This window comes from Exiguobacterium algae (genome assembly GCF_018617875.1).
Classification (GTDB): Bacteria; Bacillota; Bacilli; order Exiguobacteriales; family Exiguobacteriaceae; genus Exiguobacterium; species Exiguobacterium algae.
Map to the genome: position 1 here is coordinate 114121 of NZ_JACSKZ010000001.1, position 20599 is coordinate 134719.

General features: G+C 42.6%; 19 protein-coding genes, 1 pseudogene and 1 riboswitch. Of the genes and pseudogenes, 11 read left to right on the forward strand and 9 right to left on the reverse strand.

The features are described from left to right. Positions 1-28: 28 nt before the first annotated feature. Positions 29-1090 carry a dual-specificity RNA methyltransferase RlmN gene (gene rlmN / locus KNP03_RS00575; protein ID WP_214823831.1) on the reverse strand — a complete coding sequence of 354 codons (1062 nt, stop codon included), beginning with the start codon at positions 1088-1090 and terminating at the stop codon, positions 29-31. A gap of 65 nt (positions 1091-1155) precedes the next feature. Further along, the gene (locus KNP03_RS00580) at positions 1156-2565 is read right to left on the reverse strand and encodes an amidase family protein (RefSeq protein ID WP_214823833.1); all 1410 of its coding nucleotides are present in this window, start codon (positions 2563-2565) and stop codon (positions 1156-1158) included. Between the two features lie 116 nt (positions 2566-2681). Between KNP03_RS00580 and KNP03_RS00585 the strand changes: the two genes are divergently transcribed. The 4 genes from KNP03_RS00585 (at position 2682) to KNP03_RS00600 (ending at position 4635) form a co-directional block, all read left to right on the forward strand. Next, positions 2682-2843, forward strand: a complete 162-nt coding sequence (locus tag KNP03_RS00585; protein WP_214823835.1) for a hypothetical protein — start codon at positions 2682-2684, stop codon at positions 2841-2843. Between the two features lie 44 nt (positions 2844-2887). Beyond that, a riboswitch (SAM riboswitch) is annotated at positions 2888-2986 on the forward strand. A gap of 67 nt (positions 2987-3053) precedes the next feature. Beyond that, a complete protein-coding gene (gene msrA, locus KNP03_RS00590) occupies positions 3054-3578 on the forward strand; it encodes a peptide-methionine (S)-S-oxide reductase MsrA (protein ID WP_214823837.1) in 525 nt (174 codons plus the stop codon). A gap of 134 nt (positions 3579-3712) precedes the next feature. Further along, on the forward strand, positions 3713-4243 hold the full coding sequence (locus KNP03_RS00595) for a DM13 domain-containing protein (protein WP_214823843.1): 531 nt from the start codon (positions 3713-3715) through the stop codon (positions 4241-4243). 143 nt (positions 4244-4386) lie between these two features. Continuing rightward, entirely contained in the window at positions 4387-4635 is a 249-nt protein-coding gene (locus KNP03_RS00600; protein ID WP_214823845.1) for a hypothetical protein, read from the forward strand. Between the two features lie 570 nt (positions 4636-5205). On the opposite strand, the gene KNP03_RS13630 is transcribed toward KNP03_RS00600, so the two are convergent. After that, complete coding sequence (locus KNP03_RS13630; protein WP_420827878.1) at positions 5206-5376, reverse strand: IS3 family transposase; 171 nt, start codon at positions 5374-5376, stop codon at positions 5206-5208. A gap of 318 nt (positions 5377-5694) precedes the next feature. Here KNP03_RS13630 and KNP03_RS00610 point away from each other — a divergent pair, with 318 nt between their 5' ends. The 3 genes and pseudogenes from KNP03_RS00610 to KNP03_RS13480 all read left to right on the forward strand — a co-directional run bounded on the left by KNP03_RS00610 (position 5695) and on the right by KNP03_RS13480 (position 7635). Further along, entirely contained in the window at positions 5695-6720 is a 1026-nt protein-coding gene (locus KNP03_RS00610) for a hypothetical protein (RefSeq protein WP_214823849.1), read from the forward strand. A gap of 451 nt (positions 6721-7171) precedes the next feature. Further along, positions 7172-7339: pseudogene (locus tag KNP03_RS13635) on the forward strand (Abi family protein); the annotation flags it as partial. Positions 7340-7368: 29 nt separating this feature from the next. Continuing rightward, positions 7369-7635, forward strand: coding sequence for a hypothetical protein (locus KNP03_RS13480; RefSeq protein WP_240544396.1), 267 nt, complete (start codon positions 7369-7371; stop codon positions 7633-7635). 738 nt (positions 7636-8373) lie between these two features. Here KNP03_RS13480 and KNP03_RS00620 read toward each other — a convergent pair. Further along, a complete protein-coding gene (locus KNP03_RS00620) occupies positions 8374-9414 on the reverse strand; it encodes a hypothetical protein (RefSeq protein ID WP_214823860.1) in 1041 nt (346 codons plus the stop codon). A gap of 267 nt (positions 9415-9681) precedes the next feature. On the opposite strand from KNP03_RS00620, the gene KNP03_RS00625 reads away from it, so the two are divergent. Both KNP03_RS00625 and KNP03_RS00630 read left to right on the forward strand, forming a co-directional pair. After that, the gene (locus KNP03_RS00625; protein ID WP_214823861.1) at positions 9682-11649 is read left to right on the forward strand and encodes an AAA family ATPase; all 1968 of its coding nucleotides are present in this window, start codon (positions 9682-9684) and stop codon (positions 11647-11649) included. Next, complete coding sequence (locus KNP03_RS00630) at positions 11646-12974, forward strand: hypothetical protein (RefSeq protein WP_214823864.1); 1329 nt, start codon at positions 11646-11648, stop codon at positions 12972-12974. The genes KNP03_RS00625 and KNP03_RS00630 overlap by 4 nt, the downstream gene beginning before the upstream one ends. A 482-nt stretch (positions 12975-13456) precedes the next feature. Here KNP03_RS00630 and KNP03_RS00635 read toward each other — a convergent pair whose 3' ends face one another. Next, on the reverse strand, positions 13457-14218 hold the full coding sequence (locus KNP03_RS00635; protein ID WP_214823869.1) for a helix-turn-helix domain-containing protein: 762 nt from the start codon (positions 14216-14218) through the stop codon (positions 13457-13459). Positions 14219-14383: 165 nt separating this feature from the next. Continuing rightward, a complete protein-coding gene (locus KNP03_RS00640) occupies positions 14384-14905 on the reverse strand; it encodes a hypothetical protein (RefSeq protein WP_214823870.1) in 522 nt (173 codons plus the stop codon). Between the two features lie 596 nt (positions 14906-15501). Here KNP03_RS00640 and KNP03_RS00645 point away from each other — a divergent pair. Then, complete coding sequence (locus KNP03_RS00645) at positions 15502-16248, forward strand: hypothetical protein (protein WP_214823871.1); 747 nt, start codon at positions 15502-15504, stop codon at positions 16246-16248. 71 nt (positions 16249-16319) lie between these two features. On the opposite strand, the gene KNP03_RS00650 is transcribed toward KNP03_RS00645, so the two are convergent. The 3 genes from KNP03_RS00650 to KNP03_RS00660 form a co-directional block, all read right to left on the reverse strand. Beyond that, positions 16320-17162, reverse strand: a complete 843-nt coding sequence (locus KNP03_RS00650; protein WP_214823872.1) for a hypothetical protein — start codon at positions 17160-17162, stop codon at positions 16320-16322. 241 nt (positions 17163-17403) lie between these two features. Continuing rightward, complete coding sequence (locus tag KNP03_RS00655) at positions 17404-18621, reverse strand: DGQHR domain-containing protein (RefSeq protein ID WP_214823873.1); 1218 nt, start codon at positions 18619-18621, stop codon at positions 17404-17406. Positions 18622-18637: 16 nt separating this feature from the next. Beyond that, the gene (locus tag KNP03_RS00660; RefSeq protein WP_214823874.1) at positions 18638-19105 is read right to left on the reverse strand and encodes an HNH endonuclease; all 468 of its coding nucleotides are present in this window, start codon (positions 19103-19105) and stop codon (positions 18638-18640) included. Between the two features lie 372 nt (positions 19106-19477). Here KNP03_RS00660 and KNP03_RS00665 point away from each other — a divergent pair, with 372 nt between their 5' ends. Then, positions 19478-20509: an HNH endonuclease family protein gene (locus tag KNP03_RS00665; RefSeq protein ID WP_214823876.1), complete on the forward strand. Its 1032-nt coding sequence runs from the start codon at positions 19478-19480 to the stop codon at positions 20507-20509. Positions 20510-20599: the final 90 nt, after the last annotated feature.

Genomic DNA, 20599 nt, shown 5'->3' on the forward strand with positions numbered 1-20599 from the left:
CTCTCCGAACGGTTCGGAGAGGTTTCGTTTATTTTGCGCCTTCGATTTTCATCTGTTTGCTTCGAAGCTGACCGCAGGCCGCATCGATGTCTGTCCCGTGCTCGAGACGGACGCCGGTGTTGACGCCCCGTTTTTTCAGGATGTCGTAAAACGCCATGATGTCCTCCGGCGTGCTACGCTCATACTGAATGTGCTCGTTGACCGGGTTGTACGGGATCAAGTTGACGTACGACTTGTCCTTGATGTCCTCGATCAGATTCGCGAGCTCCTCGGCGTGCTCCGGCAGGTCGTTCACTTTCGAGAGCAGGATGTACTCGAACGTGATCCGCTTGTTCGTCTTCTCGACGTAGTAACGGATCGCTGGCATGAGCTTGTCGAGCGGGAACGCCTTGTTGATCTTCATGATCTGTGTCCGGAGCGCATCGTTCGGTGCGTGGAGCGAGAGCGCCAGGTTGATCCGAAGGTCGAGGTCGGCGAACTTGTAGATCTTGTCCGCGAGCCCGCTCGTCGAGACGTTGATCTTCCGTGGGGCGATGGCGAGCCCGCGCTCGTCTTTGACGACGAGGAGGAAGTCGACGAGGTTGTCAAAGTTATCGAACGGCTCACCGATTCCCATGACGACGATATGACTGACGCGGTCCCCTTCGCCTTCGGCGTCGAGGAAATGTTGGACGGTCATGATCTGTTCGACGACCTCACCCGCAGTCAAATCGCGCGTCTTTTTCAACAGTCCGCTCGCGCAGAAGCTGCAGCCGATGTTACAGCCGACCTGTGTCGTCACACAGACCGAGCGACCATATTTATGACGCATGAGCACCGTCTCGATGTAATGGCCGTCGTGGAGTTTAAGTAAAAATTTGACCGTCCCGTCTCCGGCTTCTTGTTTGACGAAGAGCTCCTGGGTCGAGATGACGTATTTCTCTGCCAAGTGATCCCGTACTTCTGAACGGACGTTCAATTCGTCGATCGTCTTGACGCGGTCGATGTATAACGAATCCCATACTTGACGCGCATGGAAGGCACCGTACCCCGCCTCGGTACATTCGTCTGTGAGTTGATCAAACGTCAACCCGTATATTGATGATTTCATAGCAATCTGTCCTTTCTCTAATCCGCATACGTACCATTGTAGCGGAGGTGACGGACAGGTGCAACTTAGGAATAGTCAGGCGGCGTCGGCCGTGATCCCGACTGTTCGAACGCATAGGCGATCCGGATGAGGTCACGCTCCGAGAAGCTCGTCCCCGTGAACGACAACCCGAACGGGGCACCGCTTGCTTTCACCTTATACGGAATCGTGATCGTCGGGTGACCGGCTCGTGCCGCCATGTCATAGTTCATGTCATGCGGCAAAACGAGCGCATGCAGCCGGTGATCTTTCAAAAGTGCATCGAGCCCTTCCGTCTTCGCCACCTGAATGTCGTCGAGACGCCGGTCGAGATAAGACGAGCCGATCAACCGACCCGACCGTTCCTCAGACAGCTCGAACACTTTTTGCCCATGCGGGATGTACTCGGGGTGCGCCCGGTTCCATTCGATGAGGTCAGCGAGCGTCTCGTACGGGACGTCCGTCGAGGCCAAATACGCCTCGATGCCGAGCTTGAACTCCTCGAACAGCACATCCACCTGGTCCAACCGGTCCGTTTTCGGAAGCTCGACTTCGACGAGCTCGATGTTGGCACGCCGCAGCACTTCTACCGCTTCCTTATAATACAGCCCTTCTTCCGCGGACAGATCGGCCTTCACATATCCGACCCGCATCCCGACAGCCTGTCGTTCGTCGAGACAGGTGACGTAAGGCGGTCCGACCGGGACGTCTTTTGTCGCCGGGTCGAGTTCGTCTTCCCCGCACATCGTTTGGAGCGCAAGGACGGCGTCATGCAGAGTCCGTGCCATCGGTCCGGCCGTGTCCTGCGAGCGGGAGATCGGGATGATGCCGGTCCGGCTGATCAAGCCGACGGTCGGTTTGATGCCGACGATCGCATTGTGGACACTCGGGTGGACGATCGAGCCGCTCGTCTCCGACCCGACAGCAAGTAACGTCAAATTCGCCGCGACGGCGGAGGCAGAACCGGAGCTTGAGCCCCCGACGTCGAGTCCGTCCCCGTACGGGTTTTTCGTCTGTCCCCCGACGGCGCTCCAACCGTTCGGCATGTTGTCCGCTAAAAAGTTCGCCCACTCCGACAAGTTGGCCTTTCCGAGGATGACCGCCCCGTCTGCCCGGAGGCGCTTGACGAGTTCCGCGTCCCGTCCCGCGAAATGATGACGCATCGCAGCGGAACCGGCGGTCGTACGCATCAAGCCGTTCGTCTCGACGTTGTCTTTTAACAGGACCGGGATACCGAGGAGCGGTTTCCGGTCCCCCCGCCGAAACGCCCGATCGGCCGCCTCTGCCTCGAACAAGGCGTCCGGATTCACCTGGATGACGGCGTTCAACCGTTCGTTGAACTTGGCGATTCGTCGTAAATAATAGCTCGTCACGTCTTTTGCCGTAAACGTCCCGTCCTTGTAGCCGTGATGGGCTTTCGTCACGGTCAATTCAAACAGTTCATGTTGATGGTCCATATCGTTTCCTCCTTTGTTCACTCCTATCCCTATTCGTTCCCGACCGCATTTTTCCTTTATTGTCGTAATATCGGACGGTTCTTGCTACACTGAAAGAAACGATTGAGGAGGAACTTATGACCCGTTCATACATCATCGTCTTACTCGCCGTGTTCGCACTCTTCTTCCTGCAGCTTTACGGAGAGAACGTCCCGTACGGACTCCCCTTATCGATCGGACTGATCATGCTCATCGTCGTCCTGACCGTCGTTCAATTCCGCCGGAAACCAAACCATTGACGGGAAGGTTTTGAGGGTGGTATGATGCTCTCACCAACTACATATCGATATCAAGAGTGAACGAGAGATCTGGCTCCATGACTTCACAGCAACCTGCCGCGGCAAGGTGCTACGACCAGCAAGGGAAACCTTGGACGATATGACGTAAGCGCTCATGTCCTCCGACGTGAGCGCTTTTTTGTTGGAGACTGATTTGGAGGGAAAGAAAGAATGGAAAAAGCTACATTTGCCGGCGGCTGTTTCTGGTGCATGGTGACGCCGTTTGAAGAACTACCTGGAATTGAAGGGATCGTCTCCGGATATTCGGGCGGTCATGTCGACAATCCGACATATGAACAAGTAAAAACCGGGACGACGGGACATGTCGAGGTCGTCGAGATCACGTATGATCCTTCTCTTTTTAAATATGAACGTCTGCTCGAACTGTATTGGATCCAAACCGATCCGACCGACGACGGCGGGCAGTTCCAGGACCGCGGGCCGCAATACGCGCCGGCCATCTTCTACCATTCGGAGGAACAGCGGATCGCTGCCGAAAAGAGTCGCGACGAGCTCGCAGCGAGCGGCCGTTTCAAAGACCCGATCGTCACGAAGATTTTGCCGGCGACTACATTCTATCCGGCCGAGGAGTATCATCAGGACTACCACAAGAAGAATCCAAAGCATTATAAAGAAGACCGTGCCATCTCCGGGCGCGATGAATTCATTGATACGAATTGGGTAGAAACCGTCTAATCGTTCAATCAGACGCGATTGTCTTGTATGATGTCGCGTCTTTCTTATGGTGTCACACGAGCCGATTAAAGGGTATGAAATGAGTAGACATCCTGTATGATTAAGAAGAGGTACGAATGAAAGGCGGACTGAGAATGAAGACTTGGGGAAAAGTACTGATTGGGGTGATCGGCATCGCGGTGCTCGTCGTGGCGTGGTGGTTGATCTCGCCGCTCTTTTTGAACGAGACGGTCGATGAAGGATTGCCACCGACTTCGGAGGAGTCGAGGGTCGAGGACACAGAGGAAGAGTCAGATGTATCTGAAGCGGATGCCGCAGAAGAAGGCACCGTCAAGACGACTGCCGTTTCCGGTGTCTTCAAGGACGGGGAGAAAAACTACCAGACCGCAGGCACGATTCAGTCAGTGGAATCAGATGGAAACGTCTATCTCCGCTTCGAAGATTTTGAGACGACGAACGGCCCAGACCTGTTCGTCTACTTGACGAAGCCTGGACAAGAGACGACCGAAGGCGTCAGTCTCGGTGCGTTAAAAGGAAACATCGGGAATCAAAACTACCTGGTGCCCGAGGAAGTTGATCTAGAGGAGTACAGCACGGTCGTCATTTGGTGCCGTGCCTTCAGCGCAACATTCGGGACGGGTGAATTGACTGCAAACAATGAATAAGACAAAGAGAGGGAGGCTGAATGAATCGGCCTCCCTCTTTTATTTGATTTTATATGGATAATGAATTTGAACAATGATTCAATGTTGGATTCGAACATGCTATCCTATATGTAAATAAGTGTAATTTTTCAGGAGGTAGTATGATGCAATGGACTTCATCGAAACCGTACAAAGAATTCTTTTGGAAACGATTCTTCATTCTCTTCATCCCATTGGTGGGGCTTGGCATTCTCTCTGAGCCGATGATCATCCACAATCCATTCGAAGAGCTCGAAGATTATGGAGAGTTCGTTTTCTTCTTGGCCCTTTATATCATCGTACTAGGCGGATGGGCAGCGTTCATTACGTCGATGATGTGGCGTGTGAGACAGTTAAGGGAGAAGAAATCGTAAACCGTTAACCCTTAATTCGAATGAAAGACTAATATAAAATCGACCGTTCAATTATTTTTTACTTACATATTAAATTTGATGTTATAAAAACATTTAGGTAATTCAAATAGGTTCAAACTTGTGAGTATCTTATATTATCACAAGTTAATATCGTATTAGAAAGAGATATTGACAAAAAAATGATAATACCTCTTTCTTATAATAAATGTATTTTGCACTACACAATAAATTTTTCTTTAATTCCATTATCATTAACTTTTCTAATCGCATGGTTGAATTTTTCTAGTATTCAAACTGAACACAAAACTTCTTATTTGTTACTCGTTTCAGCTGCAATTGTAAGTACTTACATTGTTTTATCAATAATTCTTACCATTTTCGAATCTTGGCAGAACAAGGTTACCGAAAGATTAGAGGATTTGACGGACATTTTAAATGAATTACACCTCCAGAAATTAATCAATGTAGATTCAAAAGACAAAATAACACCCAGAATGACAGACATCCAGTAAAACGCACACATTTAAACCAAACTAAAAAAATTGGAAACTAAATATTTTTTTCAGGCGACTAAAACACCTGAGTCCGGTAGAATACCGGACTCAGGTGTTTTAGTTGTTCATTGATATGAAGGTGATTATAGGGATCGAGCTCCTGTTTGAAATTAGCTACGCTTTCGAACTTTTTGAGATAAAGAAGCTCAGATTCGAACATGGCGAAAAAGCTCTCGTCGAAAGCGATGTTGAGACATTTGCTCTATTGCATGACCTTCTGACGGTCCACTTCGAAATCTCTTCCTAAGGTTGTGCATCCCTCTGTACCAATCAAATAGCGTTCGGTCATATGAACTTTTGAACCCTTCACCAATTTAACCATAAACACACCCTACAAAAGTTAGATTTATATGTCCAACTTTTATAGGGCAGTTCACACCTTTTGTCCTTATATTTTATCAAAGGATTTAGTTCTTCCTTCAAAAACAACTTCACTTGAATTATAATAATATATATGAAATTTAAATGTCTTCTTAAAAACCAAAACGTAAACAGGAGTGATTACGTGGACTTATTTAATATTCAAGTTTCTGAGGATAGGCTACATCCAAATTTTATTCATCTATCAAGAGATAAGGACCTAATAAAGGTAATTAATTCTTGGAAAATTGGTTTTGAAGATAGAGACAATAAATTTGTAAAAGAGTTTCAAACGACATTTAATACTGCCTTTTGGGAACTATATTTACATGCCTGTTTTAGAAATATGGGATTTAAAATTGAATATTCTTATTCTTCACCTGATTTTGTAATTGAGACCAGAAAAAATAACATGCCAATAATTATTGAAGCAGTAAGCACTAGACATGCGGAAGGAGATAGACCTGAACACGATAGGATAAATGCTATAGAAAGTTTGCTCGAAAATAGTAATTTTGACCATGAGTCACTTCACGGTGACATAATTCAAATTGCTACTGAACGTATAGCAAATAGTATCATGACAAAAGTTAATAAATATCAAAAACAATATTCGAAGCTAAATCATGTTAAAGGTAAGCCTTTTATACTGGCTATAGGTGCATTTGAACAAAACTTTTTTTATAATCAGGGAACCGGAGCAATCGAGAAAGTACTTTATGGCCTAGACAAGGCCGAATATAGAGGAAATACTCCATATTTTGAATATGTAGACCATATTATTAAAAGGAAAAACGGAAAAAAGATTCCAATCGGCTTATTTAATAACGCTGAATTAAGTTGTATCAGCGGAATATTATTTAGCTCTGTTACTTCAATCGGAAAAGTAAGGGCACTTTCTCAACGCAAACACGATCATATATTTATTAATACTTATACATATAATGATTATGGCCAAAACGGTATTTTTAATACTCATCCACATAAAAAATACAACGAGCGTTTACTGGATGGAATGTTACTATATTTAAATCCTTATGCAGACATCCCATTAGATCCCAAAGAATTTGATAATAGCAATATAGCTAAAATCTATAATAATGATAAACGAGAGATTAAACACGGTTTTTTATTCTCAAGAACTGTTACAAACGTACAAGCTAGAGACTAATATATTCCACTGGAGAACCTTAAATTTGATTGCAATATTAAATGTAGAAGTTTGAAATATAAACGAATTTCACTATGGAATATCCTTCTTTTTTATATTCCATTTAGTATTTATCAATAAATCTAGATAAACAAGTCACTCATTTTTTTAAGTCTATAATCTATGAAGTATAATTTCATGACTATCTATTTCTCCATGCTGTCGACAATATTTAGTTGCTTTCATTGAACCTATTACAATTTAATATATTATAAGTAATCAACTAGCAGGCTGGACTGACCAGCCAACAACGGCCCCTCACTTTTTTGGTGAAGGGCCATTTATTTTATGTTGTCTATATCTGAATTAGATTTGGGGGACAAAGTTCATGTCGAGACCTGAAAAGGTATTCAAATCCACGACCGACCAACTTCAACTGTTGCAACGACGCGGTCTCGTCATTGATGACCCCATGTTTGCGGAGGAGGCACTGATTCGAACGAGTTACTATGAGATCATCAACGGCTACAAAGACCTTTTTATCGATGCGAATGCCGAAGAGGAATCTTTCCATACGGGCACGACCTTCTCAGAGATTTATTATTTATATGAGATGGACAACACCCTCCGCTTTGCCCTGCTGTCGGCGACTCTGTCGGGGAGAACCTTTTGCACTCTGTCATCTCCTACGTGCTCGCCGAAGAGCACGGGCACTCCGTCAACGACTATCAACCTAACCGTATCTTCCGACAGGGGAAGAAAATTTCACATGGCCGGTTCAAAGGGAAATACGAGCGCGAGCTGCTGCTGCAAATCTTTTCCGAGGTCTACCATTCTACACATCAACCGATGACCTATTATCGGGAGACCTATCGGGATATGCCACCTTGGATCCTGGTAATCAGAAACACGGTCGGGGACGTGACGATATCCTGAGTTTTATCATCGCCCTGTCCTATCTACGAGACCGAGAAATCGAAGACCGATTCACCCGATCGGTCACCTCAGAGATACATGATTACTTAATCAGCTTCTCGAGGCACGAAGGGATGCTCTTGAGTCAGATGAACATCCCACCGTCATTATATAGAGAGTTGCTACATAGTTTAGAGTCAAGAAGATAAAAACCGGAAAGCTTCGAACATGAAGCTTCCCGGTTTTATTTGTTCGTTCCGACGCAAGCGTTTATCTAACGGCCCATTAAGCCTTTTTTGTCGCCTGTTCACTTTCTGACGCGAATTACCAGTGCTAGCCGCTATGCTTCTAATGCCGAGTCTTTGCTCTTTAAGTTTCAGGATGGCCGAACAGCGTAGAATTAAAAGCCCTACCTATGGTAATGTCACATCATCGGGTGTGAATATTAATCATGGAAGGCAATATAGAGAATGGTCGGGGCTATGGCATCGCTCGGTAATTTGTTTGTGATTATTCGGTAAAAATAAATCGCTTGACCGGTATATTTCGACGGCCGTAATCATCTATAGATAGATTTCGAGAACGCAGTACAAGATTACTGGTATCACGCCATATCATGTGTCACAAGCTTACGTCACTATTTTCAAAATGGGTTCCATTCTCTATATTGAACATCATCGTTTTTTCTTTAGCACATTATTTAAATTTGAAAGCGAGTCGCTTGGATGGTTAGATGGCAAACTTTCGATTTTTCCAGGTTCAAGAATTTCTCGACACCTCAAGTCTTGAAAAATGAATTTTTTGTTGATGATTCATTCGAAGCAACACTTTATAAAGGTCCAAATCTCCAGAGTTTTCAAAATCCCTCAAGCATTTCTCAAGTATCGTATAGATTACTAAAAGGTTTTCGACCTTGACTGCCAGGCAACCTTTATATGGAGATAAAACAGTCAACTGTTCTTCCCATAATCCATCGTATAGCATTTGAAATTCTTCTTTTGATAGTCTTTGAATTTCTTTTTTCTTATCATGAACTAAATATGCTGTTTCATGACCTGAATTGACTTTTGTCTTTTCAACTAACTGTCTTCTGTCGGGTACCAAGTATAGTTGAGCATTCGATTCTTGCTTTTGAGAAAACAGGCATGGACGGATTGTTAAATGTTCACCTGAGAGATAGGAGAGGACCTGGAGCACCATATCGTTAATTTTTTTCATCTTATCTGACAAGTCTTCTTTCAAGTCAAAAGATTGAAGAACCTTGAGAACCTCTCCAGCAAAAACATGATTATTAAAATCAGTCAAAGGTCTATCTTCACCTTCGATTCCAACGATGAATGCAACAGCACTTTGAATCTGCGAGTCTGTCTTCAAAAGCGTTATAAGTTTTTCCGGATTGTACAGTTCATATTTAATTTCATTCTGATGCATCAAAGATTCAAATGCTTCAGCCTGTTCAAACCCTAACTTGAAATTAAAGATAAATTTGAACGTAAACTCATCATATTTTACAGCGTGCTTGATCATCTCGCTCAAATCGTTTTCAATTTTTCTCATCTTTATATTCCAGCGAGTCGACTGTTCAGGACCATAAATTGAATAAAGAACCACTGATTTTTTATCATTTGATTCCCTTTTTATTATTAAACCATCAACTCCATCGTCTCTTTTCATACGTGTACCTATATAATTATTATTTTCCAGTCCTAAAATATACTGAACAAATGTTTCGAAATTATTGTCAGTCGCATACTCCAAATCTTTTTTAACACCATAGGTTCTTAGTATTTCTTGACCCATCAACTCTCTTCCCTTCAACTGATTCAATTTTCCGGGTATGAATCACTTATATAAATTTACTCTTTAATGTATCACCCATAGATTTGAAACTCAAACCAAATACCTTCAGAAAAGTCCCTTTATTTTTGAAAATATATGAATGTATTACATGATTTTTCATGTGTTATTATAGAGGAACATTGAACGTTTTACATATAAATACCGTATTCGGAAATCAATATTTTTTATTGATATTTAACTTATAATTTTTTAAAAGGATTGATGACATTGAGACTTGTTTATTTACTTAAGAAAAAATCTAAACATGAATTTGAAGAATACAAGTTCCACGACATCCTCGATATTTGCTATGATGAGCAATCAAATGAAGTCATATTATCTTCATTCAGCCCCGATGTTGTAAAAATCGAAAGCTACTTGTTGGGTAAACGTGAAAACATTAAAGGGATTGATGTGATCATCGGCGACAACGGTGCTGGTAAAACAACTTTGTTAAAAACGATACAAAGTTTTTTGGACTTTAGCCAGCACAAGTTTCTCTCAGATGGGCTTTTGGGTATCTTCTTCGACGATGAGACGAGGAGTATCTTCCATCATTCAGTGAACATAAAAGAGGAGATTAGAGTTTATGGCAGTGATGATGTAACCAATAGCAACGTAACTACTATAGAGCAAATCGAATTGAACGGATATGTGACTGAAAAAAGCATAATTTACATCACCGAGTCCATAGACAGAGGAGACTTTTTCGAGCTGGAATCCGCTTCCGTCTTCAATGGATCTACCGGTTCGACGATGAGAAGTTTATCCGATGAGCATTCAGAAAATTCCTCCATCACCAACCCTATCGCGCGTTATTTTTTGAACGAGACATCAAGACAACTAAAATTTATATATTTCTTTAATGAAAAGATTAAAGAGGGTGGGCATAACTTTACCCTTCCATTCAAATTACCTGATAGCCTTGAAATTAAAGTCGATAACAATAATGTGCATCGCTCTTTAGTTGAATTATTTTCTTCAAAGAACCACAAAGATACGAATTCTGTTGAAAAAGCCACTCGTAAAATCTCGAATAAAATTCAAGACACTTTCATCCTGAGACATAAAAAATTGACCTTATATACGATGACATATGAAAATGCAATGATAAATTTTCTATACGAATTATTAGAGGACTTGGTTTTAAAATCAGACGAGAAAACTTTGGTCAACACGAGAAAAAAATTCGTTTCATTTTCAAATGTCTTCTCTGAACCAGATTTGGTAGATGAAAACTTGTTCAAGTATATGACAAATCTCTACAGTGAGATATTTGATTACGATACATCAAGGAAAAATAACGTTATTACCCGCTATGAGGGAACTCTTGAGTGGATTCATGATGTTCTATACAGCTCGATGTCTGAAGATTCTTTCGAAGAGAGCAGATACGTACTATCTTTAAAGAATACCAACCTCAATACATTCCTCGATCTGTATGAAAACATTTCGCCAAATCCGTTCCTAAATTTTTCTTGGGGGATGAGTGCCGGCGAGAGACACTTTTTAAACCTTTTTTCAATCTTATTACAGGCAAAAAACGGGCGAACTAAAGAGGATAAAAAAAGCGAGTTAAAGAACCATATTTGGCTTCTCGTGGATGAAGGAAATGCCTCGTTTCATCCAGAATGGCAAAGAAAGTACGTAGATTGGTTGTTACAATTGACTTCTTTAATTTTCGAAGATGAGAGGGTGCAAATAATTATGACCACACATTCCCCAATCATTTTATCTGACACTCCTCACCATAATGTCACTTACCTCAAGAAGATAGACCCGACAGAACAAACTTCGAATGAAAAAAATCAAGTCAGTAGGACGTTCGGGCAAAATATCTATAATTTATTTTCTAAATCTTTTGAAGTGGACAAAGTAATCGGAAGCCTCGCTGAAAAGATATTTATCGACATCGACAAAAATTTAGAAAAAATGGAAGAAATGATTTCAAAAAAAGAAAGGGCGACCCCCTTACCGAACGATAGATTGAACTCCATTCAATCTATCGTAGAGATAATTGGTGAAGAAATCATACGTGTAGATTTTCAAAATAGGATTTCCCAAATCATCTCAAGCCCTCAAACAAACAAGGTCAGAGATTCTATAGAGCTATTTTCATCTATGAGCAGTGATGAGAAAAAATTGCTCATCAATTATATTATTTCCTCACACGATAAAGGTGGTGGCCAATCATGATAAGACTCACCTACAGTTCAGAAATAGAGAACCGCCATAATGAATATTTCAAAACATCCATTCTTCCTAAGTTGAGGACGCTTCAAATAAAGCCTTTCCAATTTGACCCGGTGCTGGATCAATCTTTTTTGAATCAAATTTCTTTTCGGGGAGACGGCGATGCTTTTAATAAAAGTCTAAAGGAGGAGCAGTGGGGACTCTACAATCTTGTTGAAAACAAGGTTGATTTGTTTTCAAAGGGCTCCCCGACCCTCTTAAGAGGACTACAAGACGAAATTACGTCCTCTTTTCCCTGGACTGTAAAACTGTTGGAGCCAGAACATAGAGATATTGCTAACTCATTCAGTACATATTTATATGAATTATTTCAATACGAAAATTTCAAAACAAAATCTTTGTACCATTATTACCGTGCAAAGGCATTACATAATACATCGGAAAACAAATACTCGGAAAATGTAAAAGTAGAAATCATTCGATTGTTGATTGATGATTTTCCAGAAATAGAGAACTTTAGAAATAAATTAGAGGCGGATGAGAATAAGAAAGCAAAAGCATTTGAGCGAATCTTCAATAAATTGACTGGAGTAAGTTTTACTCTAAAGGGTTTTAATTCATTGACTGTGTTTAATCATGAATGGAACGATTATTCGCTTATCATGGACGGTAAAATTACTGTCTGCCCTTATTGTAATCGCCAATACATAACTCCATTTCTTTCGAACAGTGGTAGAGTCAGGGCAGACATCGATCATTTTTATTCAAAGAAGCGTTATCCCTATTTCTCGATGTCTCTATATAACTTGATTCCTTCCTGCAAACAATGTAACCAGTCTTTAAAGGGTGAAAAACAGTTCCCGTTCGATGGGCTTCATCCTTTCGAACATAGTCTTCATGACTATTTCAGGTTCAAAGCAATCAAAAGCTATAGTCAAGACAACATAGAAATCGCTCTCGAGACCGTCAATCATCAGCCGAAGAATATCAAGGACTATCTAGAGATTTTTAAGCTGGGCCCACTATATAGTTACCATGACAATCATGCCAAAGAACTTGTAAAGAAAAGAAAGATTTACAATGAAAACTATCTAGAAGATTTACTCGAAAATGATTTTGCTGGAATTAAAAAATCGTTTAGAGATATTGATGACCTGAAAGGGTTTATTGTCGGCTACACTGTCGATTTGAATCTCCTTGGGAAAGAACCTTTAGCCAAGCTCAGACGAGACCTTGCCATACAGTTGGGCTTCTTAGACATACACGCCTCAAATTTCGATAGTATTGACGAAGATTTGATTGATGCTTTACAAAAACTCGTAGATTGAAATATCAAGGTACCCATATAGCAAACGAGACAAAAAGGATTTTCAAGTTAAAAAAAGCGCTGACATAAAATGCCCAGATATAGACCACGAATTTAACTAACGCACTAGCCTCATTTTTCTTTTTAATGATGTTTTTAGTAACACAATGTTATCACCGTACTTTAGTTGCTTTAATTGACATGGCCCATCCCTTTTCACTACATTATAAGCAATCAACTAGAAGGCTGGACTTACCAGTCGACAACGGCCCCTGTCTTTCGATAGGGCCGTTTATTTTATCCTGTTTATACCTGAACTATATCTATGAAGGACCTCATCCATGTCAAGACCAGAAAGGATATTCAAACCCACGACCTTTAAACTCGAACTTTTACAACAACGCGCACTAGAAAGTATACTAAGTTTCATCTAAAAAACGTAGAAGTGAATTTTTATTCTCAACTTCCATGAGCCACCCTATCTTTTTTAATTTGCATTCGTTGTTAAATTTGACCCAAAATTTTTAAACAATGTTTCGATTTCTCTTCATCAAGAATGCGTAAGCCTTGAAGCGATCTGCTCGCCTTTCCATAAATCTGTTTGGTCCATTCTGAATATTCTTCGTCCATGGGTCTTACGTCTTTTATGATATAGATATTCTTAAAATCATGGCTTTTCCAAAGTTCCATAGACAAATCTTCACTAATAATTTTCCCAACTATCGTCCCATATGCGATAAACTTCTGAGCGGAATAAAACATGACTATATCACCTTTTTGTATACGCTGAAATTTATTGAACGTCATATAGTTATTGCCATCTTGAACACCCCATACCGATACAAATCCACTTTCAATCAACTCCACTTCTTCGCGGACCGGTTCCAACCGCATATCTTTTGTACTGACAGGTGGAGATGAAACCTTTTCACTTAAGATACTGCTATAAAAATTTCTTAGATCACTTCCCACGGGTTGCCAGATTATCTGTTCCGTTTTTTTCTCAGTTATGATGTTTTCTACAGATGTATCCCCTACCAACCCCATCTCTTCAAGCGTGGGCAGTCTCATCTTCTCTGATAATAAATCAGGATTATCTATCTCAAGAACCTTCTTCAATTCATCTAATCTTTTATAAGGAATATTTTTTTTCCCGTCAATCCAGTCTTTTACACTAACTTCACTGACACCCAATTCTTTTGCTACATCTTTATTAGACAGCTTTTTTTGTAACATTAAAATTTTGAAAAACGTTAAACTTTCCATGGCTAAGTTCTCCTTTATCTAATGCAGGTTTTCTTCTTGTTTAATGGCTAGTTTTTTCAACTACTCATCTTGATACTTTATCATTTTATAATTGAGTATAGTTTCACTCGAGTTCTTGTCAAATTTTTATAGATAGACAAAAAAAGCGGAGAATTACTCCCCGCCTCACCCTAAAAGCCCCTCGAGCTTCGTCCCGTTCAGCTCGCTCAGCCGCCTCAGCCCGCGAACGACGCCATCCCCTTTCCCGTACAGGGACTCCGCCATTGTCGAGGCCGGCAGGCCCAGCTCCCTGAAGTCGTCGAGGAAGACGACGAACTTGTACCGTCGGTCCCCGAAGAGCCACAATGAGAGATCCTCGCTCTCCACCACCTGGACGACGCGGCCCATCGAACGGAGCGTCTTGTCGAAATAAAAGACGAGATGGTCACCCTCCATCATCTTCTCGACCATCCGCTGGTTCCGGTCCGTCGTCAGGTTTCCGAGACCGTACGCCCGCAACCGGTCGGTCGAGAGACACCCCAGCTGTGACTCTGTCAGGAAACGCGCGACCTCCCCCTTATCAATCGGGGCGATGCCCCCCGCGGACACCCCTCGCTCATAGTTCACCCACTCACCCACCGGGGTGATGTAATACGTCGGCCGGTCCACCTGGCCCGACACTTCCACTGCCGTTCGACTGTTTACCATGTCTTTCCCTCCTAATTGAATTAGTTAATTTACTACTACATAATAAATTAACCTCCATACTTTGTAAAGCCCTTTGTTCACGAACTTAACAGCATCCTTTCCGGCCGCTACTCAGCATATATCAATTTTGAAGTATCGATTCTCTATCTCCCGTGAGTAATATTGATTGATTTCTATGGGCCGACTTGAAACGAAGTGACAAGATTTTATGAAAAATGGAGAAGAAATTATGGTATGGTTTTATTGAAGAGCAATCATGCAATACGGGAATATGGGTACACGAAAAGAGATTAACGTGGCACGATTCCTGGCGACTCGAAGATAGTCGATGTAATGACAATTTATAGATGAGATGGTCGGGACGAAAAAGCGCGTCGTGGACTCACACCGAAAAATGGACTCTTTAAAGTATCTCGGAGAATTTTCTGTGAAGAAAGAGAACTTTTCCTAAAAAAATTTTTCAAAGGAAAGAAAGCCTTATGAGGAAACAAATATGAATCGCTTCGTATACATTTCGACGTCGAAATGTATACGAAATCTACTTATTTTATAGAACCGCATCAATAATTTAACTGACAAAGTGGTGAGAACAGAAAATGGAGACACAAGAGACGAAGGTGACCTCATTCCTGGTGTCACCTGATGTGAAACAACGTATACAGGGCTTGATGGAGGAGCGACAGCTCTCGACAAATCAATTGTTCGAGGAGCTTTTGCAATTGGCCGACAAAGATACCCCTGACCCGGTCATCGCCGAGGAGGACGCCGTATTGGAGGCCACCCTCTCGCAGGTGAGGGCTATGTTCCATGAACGGGCGACCCGTATCGAAGCGCAAATCCGAGAGAACGAGCGAATCAAATCCAAACATCTCGCTGTGGTGAACGAGCTCGAACAGGGCATCCTCGATGAGAGGGACCGTCTCGAACTGGCGCATGAGGAGAACTTGTCTGCACATGAAATAAAGAGGCGGAATCTCGAAGAGCGACTCGAGATTGCAGTACATGAGAATGGCGAGCTGACTTCCACTTTGGAGGCGGAACGAACGGCATCCAAAGAGGTCACGAAAGGTCTGAGGCGAGAGGTCTTCGATTTGGAGGCACGACTCAAGAGACTCGAGGATGAACGTTCCCAGCTTTATCGTCAGAATCAAAGCCTGGTCGACATGGTCGAAGACTTAAAAGGGCGCATTCGAAGGTCGGATCACTTGGAGGAAGAGAACCAGAGACTACACCTCGAAGTTCAAATCCTCCGTCGTGAGAAAGAAGCGTTCGAGATTAGACTCGAAGAGCAAATAGAACTTGCCATATTGAGAGATCGGAACAGAACTGAAACTGATGAATGAACAATAATAGAGGCACCGCAGTCATGCGAATGCCTCTATTCGTTCGTCCACATCATTGAAGTGTATGTCATTTAACTGGTTACCGTATTTGATATGTCCCTGATATTACCGCCATGGTCACAGATAAGAGTTATGTCGCCTTCTGCAACGCCCCTGACCTCGAAGACGATAGTCACTTCTTTCTCATCCTCAATTTTATCTTTGAGTATCAGGTCAATCTCATTGACCCTGGTACGTTCCGCCACCGATCTCCTGATTCGCTTGAACTGCTTTTCCTCATATCTCGATTCCCTAAAAAAACTCAACCATGAGATATCCTCTGAATTCAAACTTTTTTTCAATATGTCCCATGCTGCGCTCGTTAGAACCCATTGTGCTATATGAATCAAAACATGTTCCATACCGCCACTGGCACCGGCGTCCACGCGCTCTTGTTGTCTACGAAGTATTGTATAATCGATTCCTTGATTATTGAATTCTTTCTCTAAGAATTCTGATAGACCATTACCTCCGTTCATTTGAGCGCTCACAATCATACCATTTCCCATCGAATCTATAGATGGGAGATGCGACAATTGTTCATCGACCTCGATGTTCAGTTCAAGATCATGATACGTAAAATATGATTCACAAACTTTTACAATCGATTTAAGCAAGCGATTATCTTCCTCACTCAGTTCTGATTTTGTGAACATCAACAAAAAATCGACTTCTTGTCTGTCAGGGGTTTTAATACTTTTCAAGCGAACCCAGTCACCTTTCTTTTTCAAAATAAGGTCATACAAGTCATCAATCAACTGAACGGTACCAACATTGCAGAACTGATAACTCGCTATCTCATAATTTGTCGGTGGTGAGTCGACGACATTGAAATCAATCATCTCGACCTTTAACCTTAACGTGAGGTTTTTCATCTCAAATCTCCCTCCAACATCTTTTTTATAGAGTCCAAACCTTTAGATTGAATGCATTTCTTGTCTGATGAAAAAAGAAATGTGTTCATGATTCTGCAATCTTATCATCCTATTTTTACAAGATCAACCTAGACTTGAGTTCAACCGATTTTTAAAAATAAAAACCAATTATCTCTCACCTAAAAAGATGGAGAGAAGACAGGTCTTCCCTCCATCCGTCTGAATTCCTTCTGAGCTAGAATCAGCTTGAAGCTTGTTCTAGCGTATAATAGTGCTTGTTCGCGATATGCTTTTGCAATGCCGCAACGATATCATTGATACCCTTGCCACTCGAATATCCTCCGTAATCTCTGCTGTTCCAGTCGAGGATCAACTCCTTATCATAGACGGTCAGTGTCTCAGTAGGGTGCATGTAAACCTCTAGGAAGGTCTTAAAACTTTGTTTGGATGGAATGCCATCGCTACCTGCCATCGTATAGATTTTATCAAATATTCGAAGCATGATTTGAAAGCCCATAGATTTCACCAACACATGGCTCTTCTCATCTCTCCATGCAGTCTGATATACCTCACTCCATGCCTTGAAATAGTCACTCAAAATCTGCGCCTTGCGGAGCATGGCTAAATCAGGCATAGTGTCCAGAACATATCCCTCGACCAGTTTGACGAACGTACTATTGGTCACATAGGATTTCGGTAAGTCTTTAGGTCTTGGCCCGTCGATGTCCTTCACACGTTGATACAGGACAGACCACTCCTCCTGATTCAGAAGCGACACGATACTGTGTGCGTCTTCCTCGGTGCTGCTTAGTGTCCCAGATATCGCTTTCATAGCAAGAGAATGAACCGTACTAGGCTTCTCTTGATAGATATTGATGTCCGCGAACACTTTGGCCATATCTTTGGAAGGCAGGTCGATATAGGCGGTCACGGGAAGTACTAATCCGAGTTTGGTACCTTGATAAAGACCAGCTGTCCGATGGTGCCCGTCAATCATGATACCAGGGAAGATATGTTCGTCTATAAGATAATCACCTGCATCCACTTCTGCTTCTGCGACCACGTTCTTGTAAGCCGCCAAATCTATGATGAAATATCTGATCATCTCATTCGCCTGATCAGTCACCATCGACACATATTCGTGTTCCGTCACCAGGCTCACGACTACTGCGTTAGGAGATGAAAATCTCTCCTCGTCTTCCCTTGCGATTTTCTCGATGTTATTCACCTTAGAAGCCTTCAACGCTCGTTGAATGCCTTCCGGATTATCATAGTCCCTCGGGATACGACGTAATAGAGCATGGGTCGTGTCGACAGGGAGTTGGCTTGTTGCCATATCATATCCATTCCCCTGTTCCAACTTGACCAACATCATTTTGAACTTATCACCATGACGTGATTCAATCTTTTCAATCAGTGTCAGCAAGTTAGAACGTGTTAAAGAATAAGATTTGGACATGTTTGTTCCTCCGTTCTCATATCAGCGGCTTACGAGAATCATAACGGTTCGACTTCTTCAAATTACAACGGACGCAAAGAAACTGAAGGTTCTCAGGTTCATCTCTCCCTCCTCTCGACAACGGGATGATATGGTCCACATGGAATTTCCCTTCCGTCAGACCACAATGTGCACAGGCGACCGCATATCTATGTGCTTCGATGAAACTTCGGACGAGTGCCTTGTCACGGGACGTCTGCCTCTTTCCGTTATAGATGTCCCATAGTGTTCGAATTGTCCGTTTTGATGGGACGACAGTAAACTTTGATAACATATAGCGTTCAAATTCCTGACGTCCTTCAGGAGAATTTCGCCATTCCCTCATCTGTTCTTCTGTCGGACGAATGGATTCGACAACATGTTCTTGAATCAGAGGGAATATTTGAATGAACAACTCTTCCTGATCAATGTTAAATCGAGATAAAAAAGATGACAACTGATGCATTTCACTACCTCCTTGATAGAAAAAGTAGCATTGTAAAAATTGAAGCGGTAAGTGTGAGGTAAGTTTATTGAGGTGACATATTAGAGGTATTCCACCTCAATAAAATATTAAACTTTATAAATATTTATAAAGTAAGTGTTTTTTGAATGAAGTAAAATCGGTATGTCTTTTTAAATTGAATTTGCGATACTCAATCAAATCGTCATCTAGAATATTAAATATATGATTGAACCGCCCCATAGTTTTTCACCCTCGGATTCCTACTGAAATCCCACCTCTCACCTGTTTTATTTTTTTACATGCCCATACATTAGAGATGTCATATAATTGATTCATGGAAATAATTTCTTTTTATCAAAGGGGGAAAGAATCGTGAACCGTTTTACAGAGTTTCAGCCGTCTCTAGAGTCTTATTTTCGTGCCATCATCTTGTTCGGGAAAAATTCTGCCTCTTACAAGTTCGCCATGGCGAAATCGTTGCTGGAGGTCGGGGACAACGGAAACTCTTTCATCAGTCTGCAAGATATCTCCGTCCATTTCGCGGCGCACATATGTGAACACCTGAAATTGAGTGACAAGCAGGCAATATCGTCCTCCAGCAAATATCTGGATATCTGTCGGGGACATAATGCAGGGACTGTATCTTATGACGAGCTGATTGAATCGACCAGAAAGCTGGGGTTCGTGAACGTCCTTGACGCTTTCCATAACGTGAACAACGACCGGTTGCCCGTCTCATTTTTCGAGGTGTCGAAATCTGATAACACTAAAGGCATCATATTGACCGATGATATGTATCGAATCCTACAGTCTGTCCAGGCAGACAGTTTCGAGACGGAAGTCGAAGCAAGATGGCGCCTCGTCGAGACGGCCTGGTCGACAGGGGTATCGTCGAACATGCTCAAGGTGAGACACGACGAATCGGCCGAGTTGCTCTTCGTCGAGGAGCATGATCGAGGTCGTCGCACGAACATCACATCATCCCGGGACGCGCTCAATGGATATCAGAAAGGTAAATGCTTCTATTGCTTCCGTGACATCAGCACCAAATCCGGTCACCCTGACTTGGCGGATGTCGACCACTTCCTCCCCCACAGGCTCGCACTCATGTTCGAGGAGAATCTGGACGGAGTGTGGAACCTGGTGCTCTCTTGTCAGGACTGCAACCGCGGTTCGAAAGGAAAGTTCGCGTGTATCCCTCATATCGAATATCTGGATCGACTCTTCCGTAGGAACGAGTTTCTCATCGAAAGTCATCAGCCGCTTCGCGAGACGTTGATGAATCAGACCGGAAGGACACGTGACAAGAGAATCTCCTATTTGAATCTGATTTATAACTTGAGCCTCTCCGCATCCGGAGGGACGCAATGGAGACCGACTTTCGAGCTGCCACCGGCATTTTGAACAAGTCTTGTACGGAACACGCTCACTTATCAAAATCCTCGGAAAATTAAGAGGCTAAGCAACGATAGCCAACTCACATAGAAAGAAAGG

Bases quoted from the DNA above. Each gene is read 5' to 3' on its own strand.
- KNP03_RS00635 (WP_214823869.1), bottom strand. From the start codon at position 14,218: ATGGAAAGTTTAACGTTTTTCAAAATTTTAATGTTACAAAAAAAGCTG.
- KNP03_RS00630 (WP_214823864.1), top strand. From the start codon at position 11,646: ATGATAAGACTCACCTACAGTTCAGAAATAGAGAACCGCCATAATGAA.
- KNP03_RS00585 (WP_214823835.1), top strand. From the start codon at position 2,682: ATGACCCGTTCATACATCATCGTCTTACTCGCCGTGTTCGCACTCTTC.
- KNP03_RS00650 (WP_214823872.1), bottom strand. From the start codon at position 17,162: ATGAAAAACCTCACGTTAAGGTTAAAGGTCGAGATGATTGATTTCAAT.
- KNP03_RS00595 (WP_214823843.1), top strand. From the start codon at position 3,713: ATGAAGACTTGGGGAAAAGTACTGATTGGGGTGATCGGCATCGCGGTG.
- msrA (WP_214823837.1), top strand. From the start codon at position 3,054: ATGGAAAAAGCTACATTTGCCGGCGGCTGTTTCTGGTGCATGGTGACG.
- KNP03_RS00620 (WP_214823860.1), bottom strand. From the start codon at position 9,414: ATGGGTCAAGAAATACTAAGAACCTATGGTGTTAAAAAAGATTTGGAG.
- KNP03_RS00580 (WP_214823833.1), bottom strand. From the start codon at position 2,565: ATGGACCATCAACATGAACTGTTTGAATTGACCGTGACGAAAGCCCAT.
- KNP03_RS00655 (WP_214823873.1), bottom strand. From the start codon at position 18,621: ATGTCCAAATCTTATTCTTTAACACGTTCTAACTTGCTGACACTGATT.
- KNP03_RS00600 (WP_214823845.1), top strand. From the start codon at position 4,387: ATGCAATGGACTTCATCGAAACCGTACAAAGAATTCTTTTGGAAACGA.
- rlmN (WP_214823831.1), bottom strand. From the start codon at position 1,090: ATGAAATCATCAATATACGGGTTGACGTTTGATCAACTCACAGACGAA.
- KNP03_RS00660 (WP_214823874.1), bottom strand. From the start codon at position 19,105: ATGCATCAGTTGTCATCTTTTTTATCTCGATTTAACATTGATCAGGAA.
- KNP03_RS00645 (WP_214823871.1), top strand. From the start codon at position 15,502: ATGGAGACACAAGAGACGAAGGTGACCTCATTCCTGGTGTCACCTGAT.
- KNP03_RS00640 (WP_214823870.1), bottom strand. From the start codon at position 14,905: ATGGTAAACAGTCGAACGGCAGTGGAAGTGTCGGGCCAGGTGGACCGG.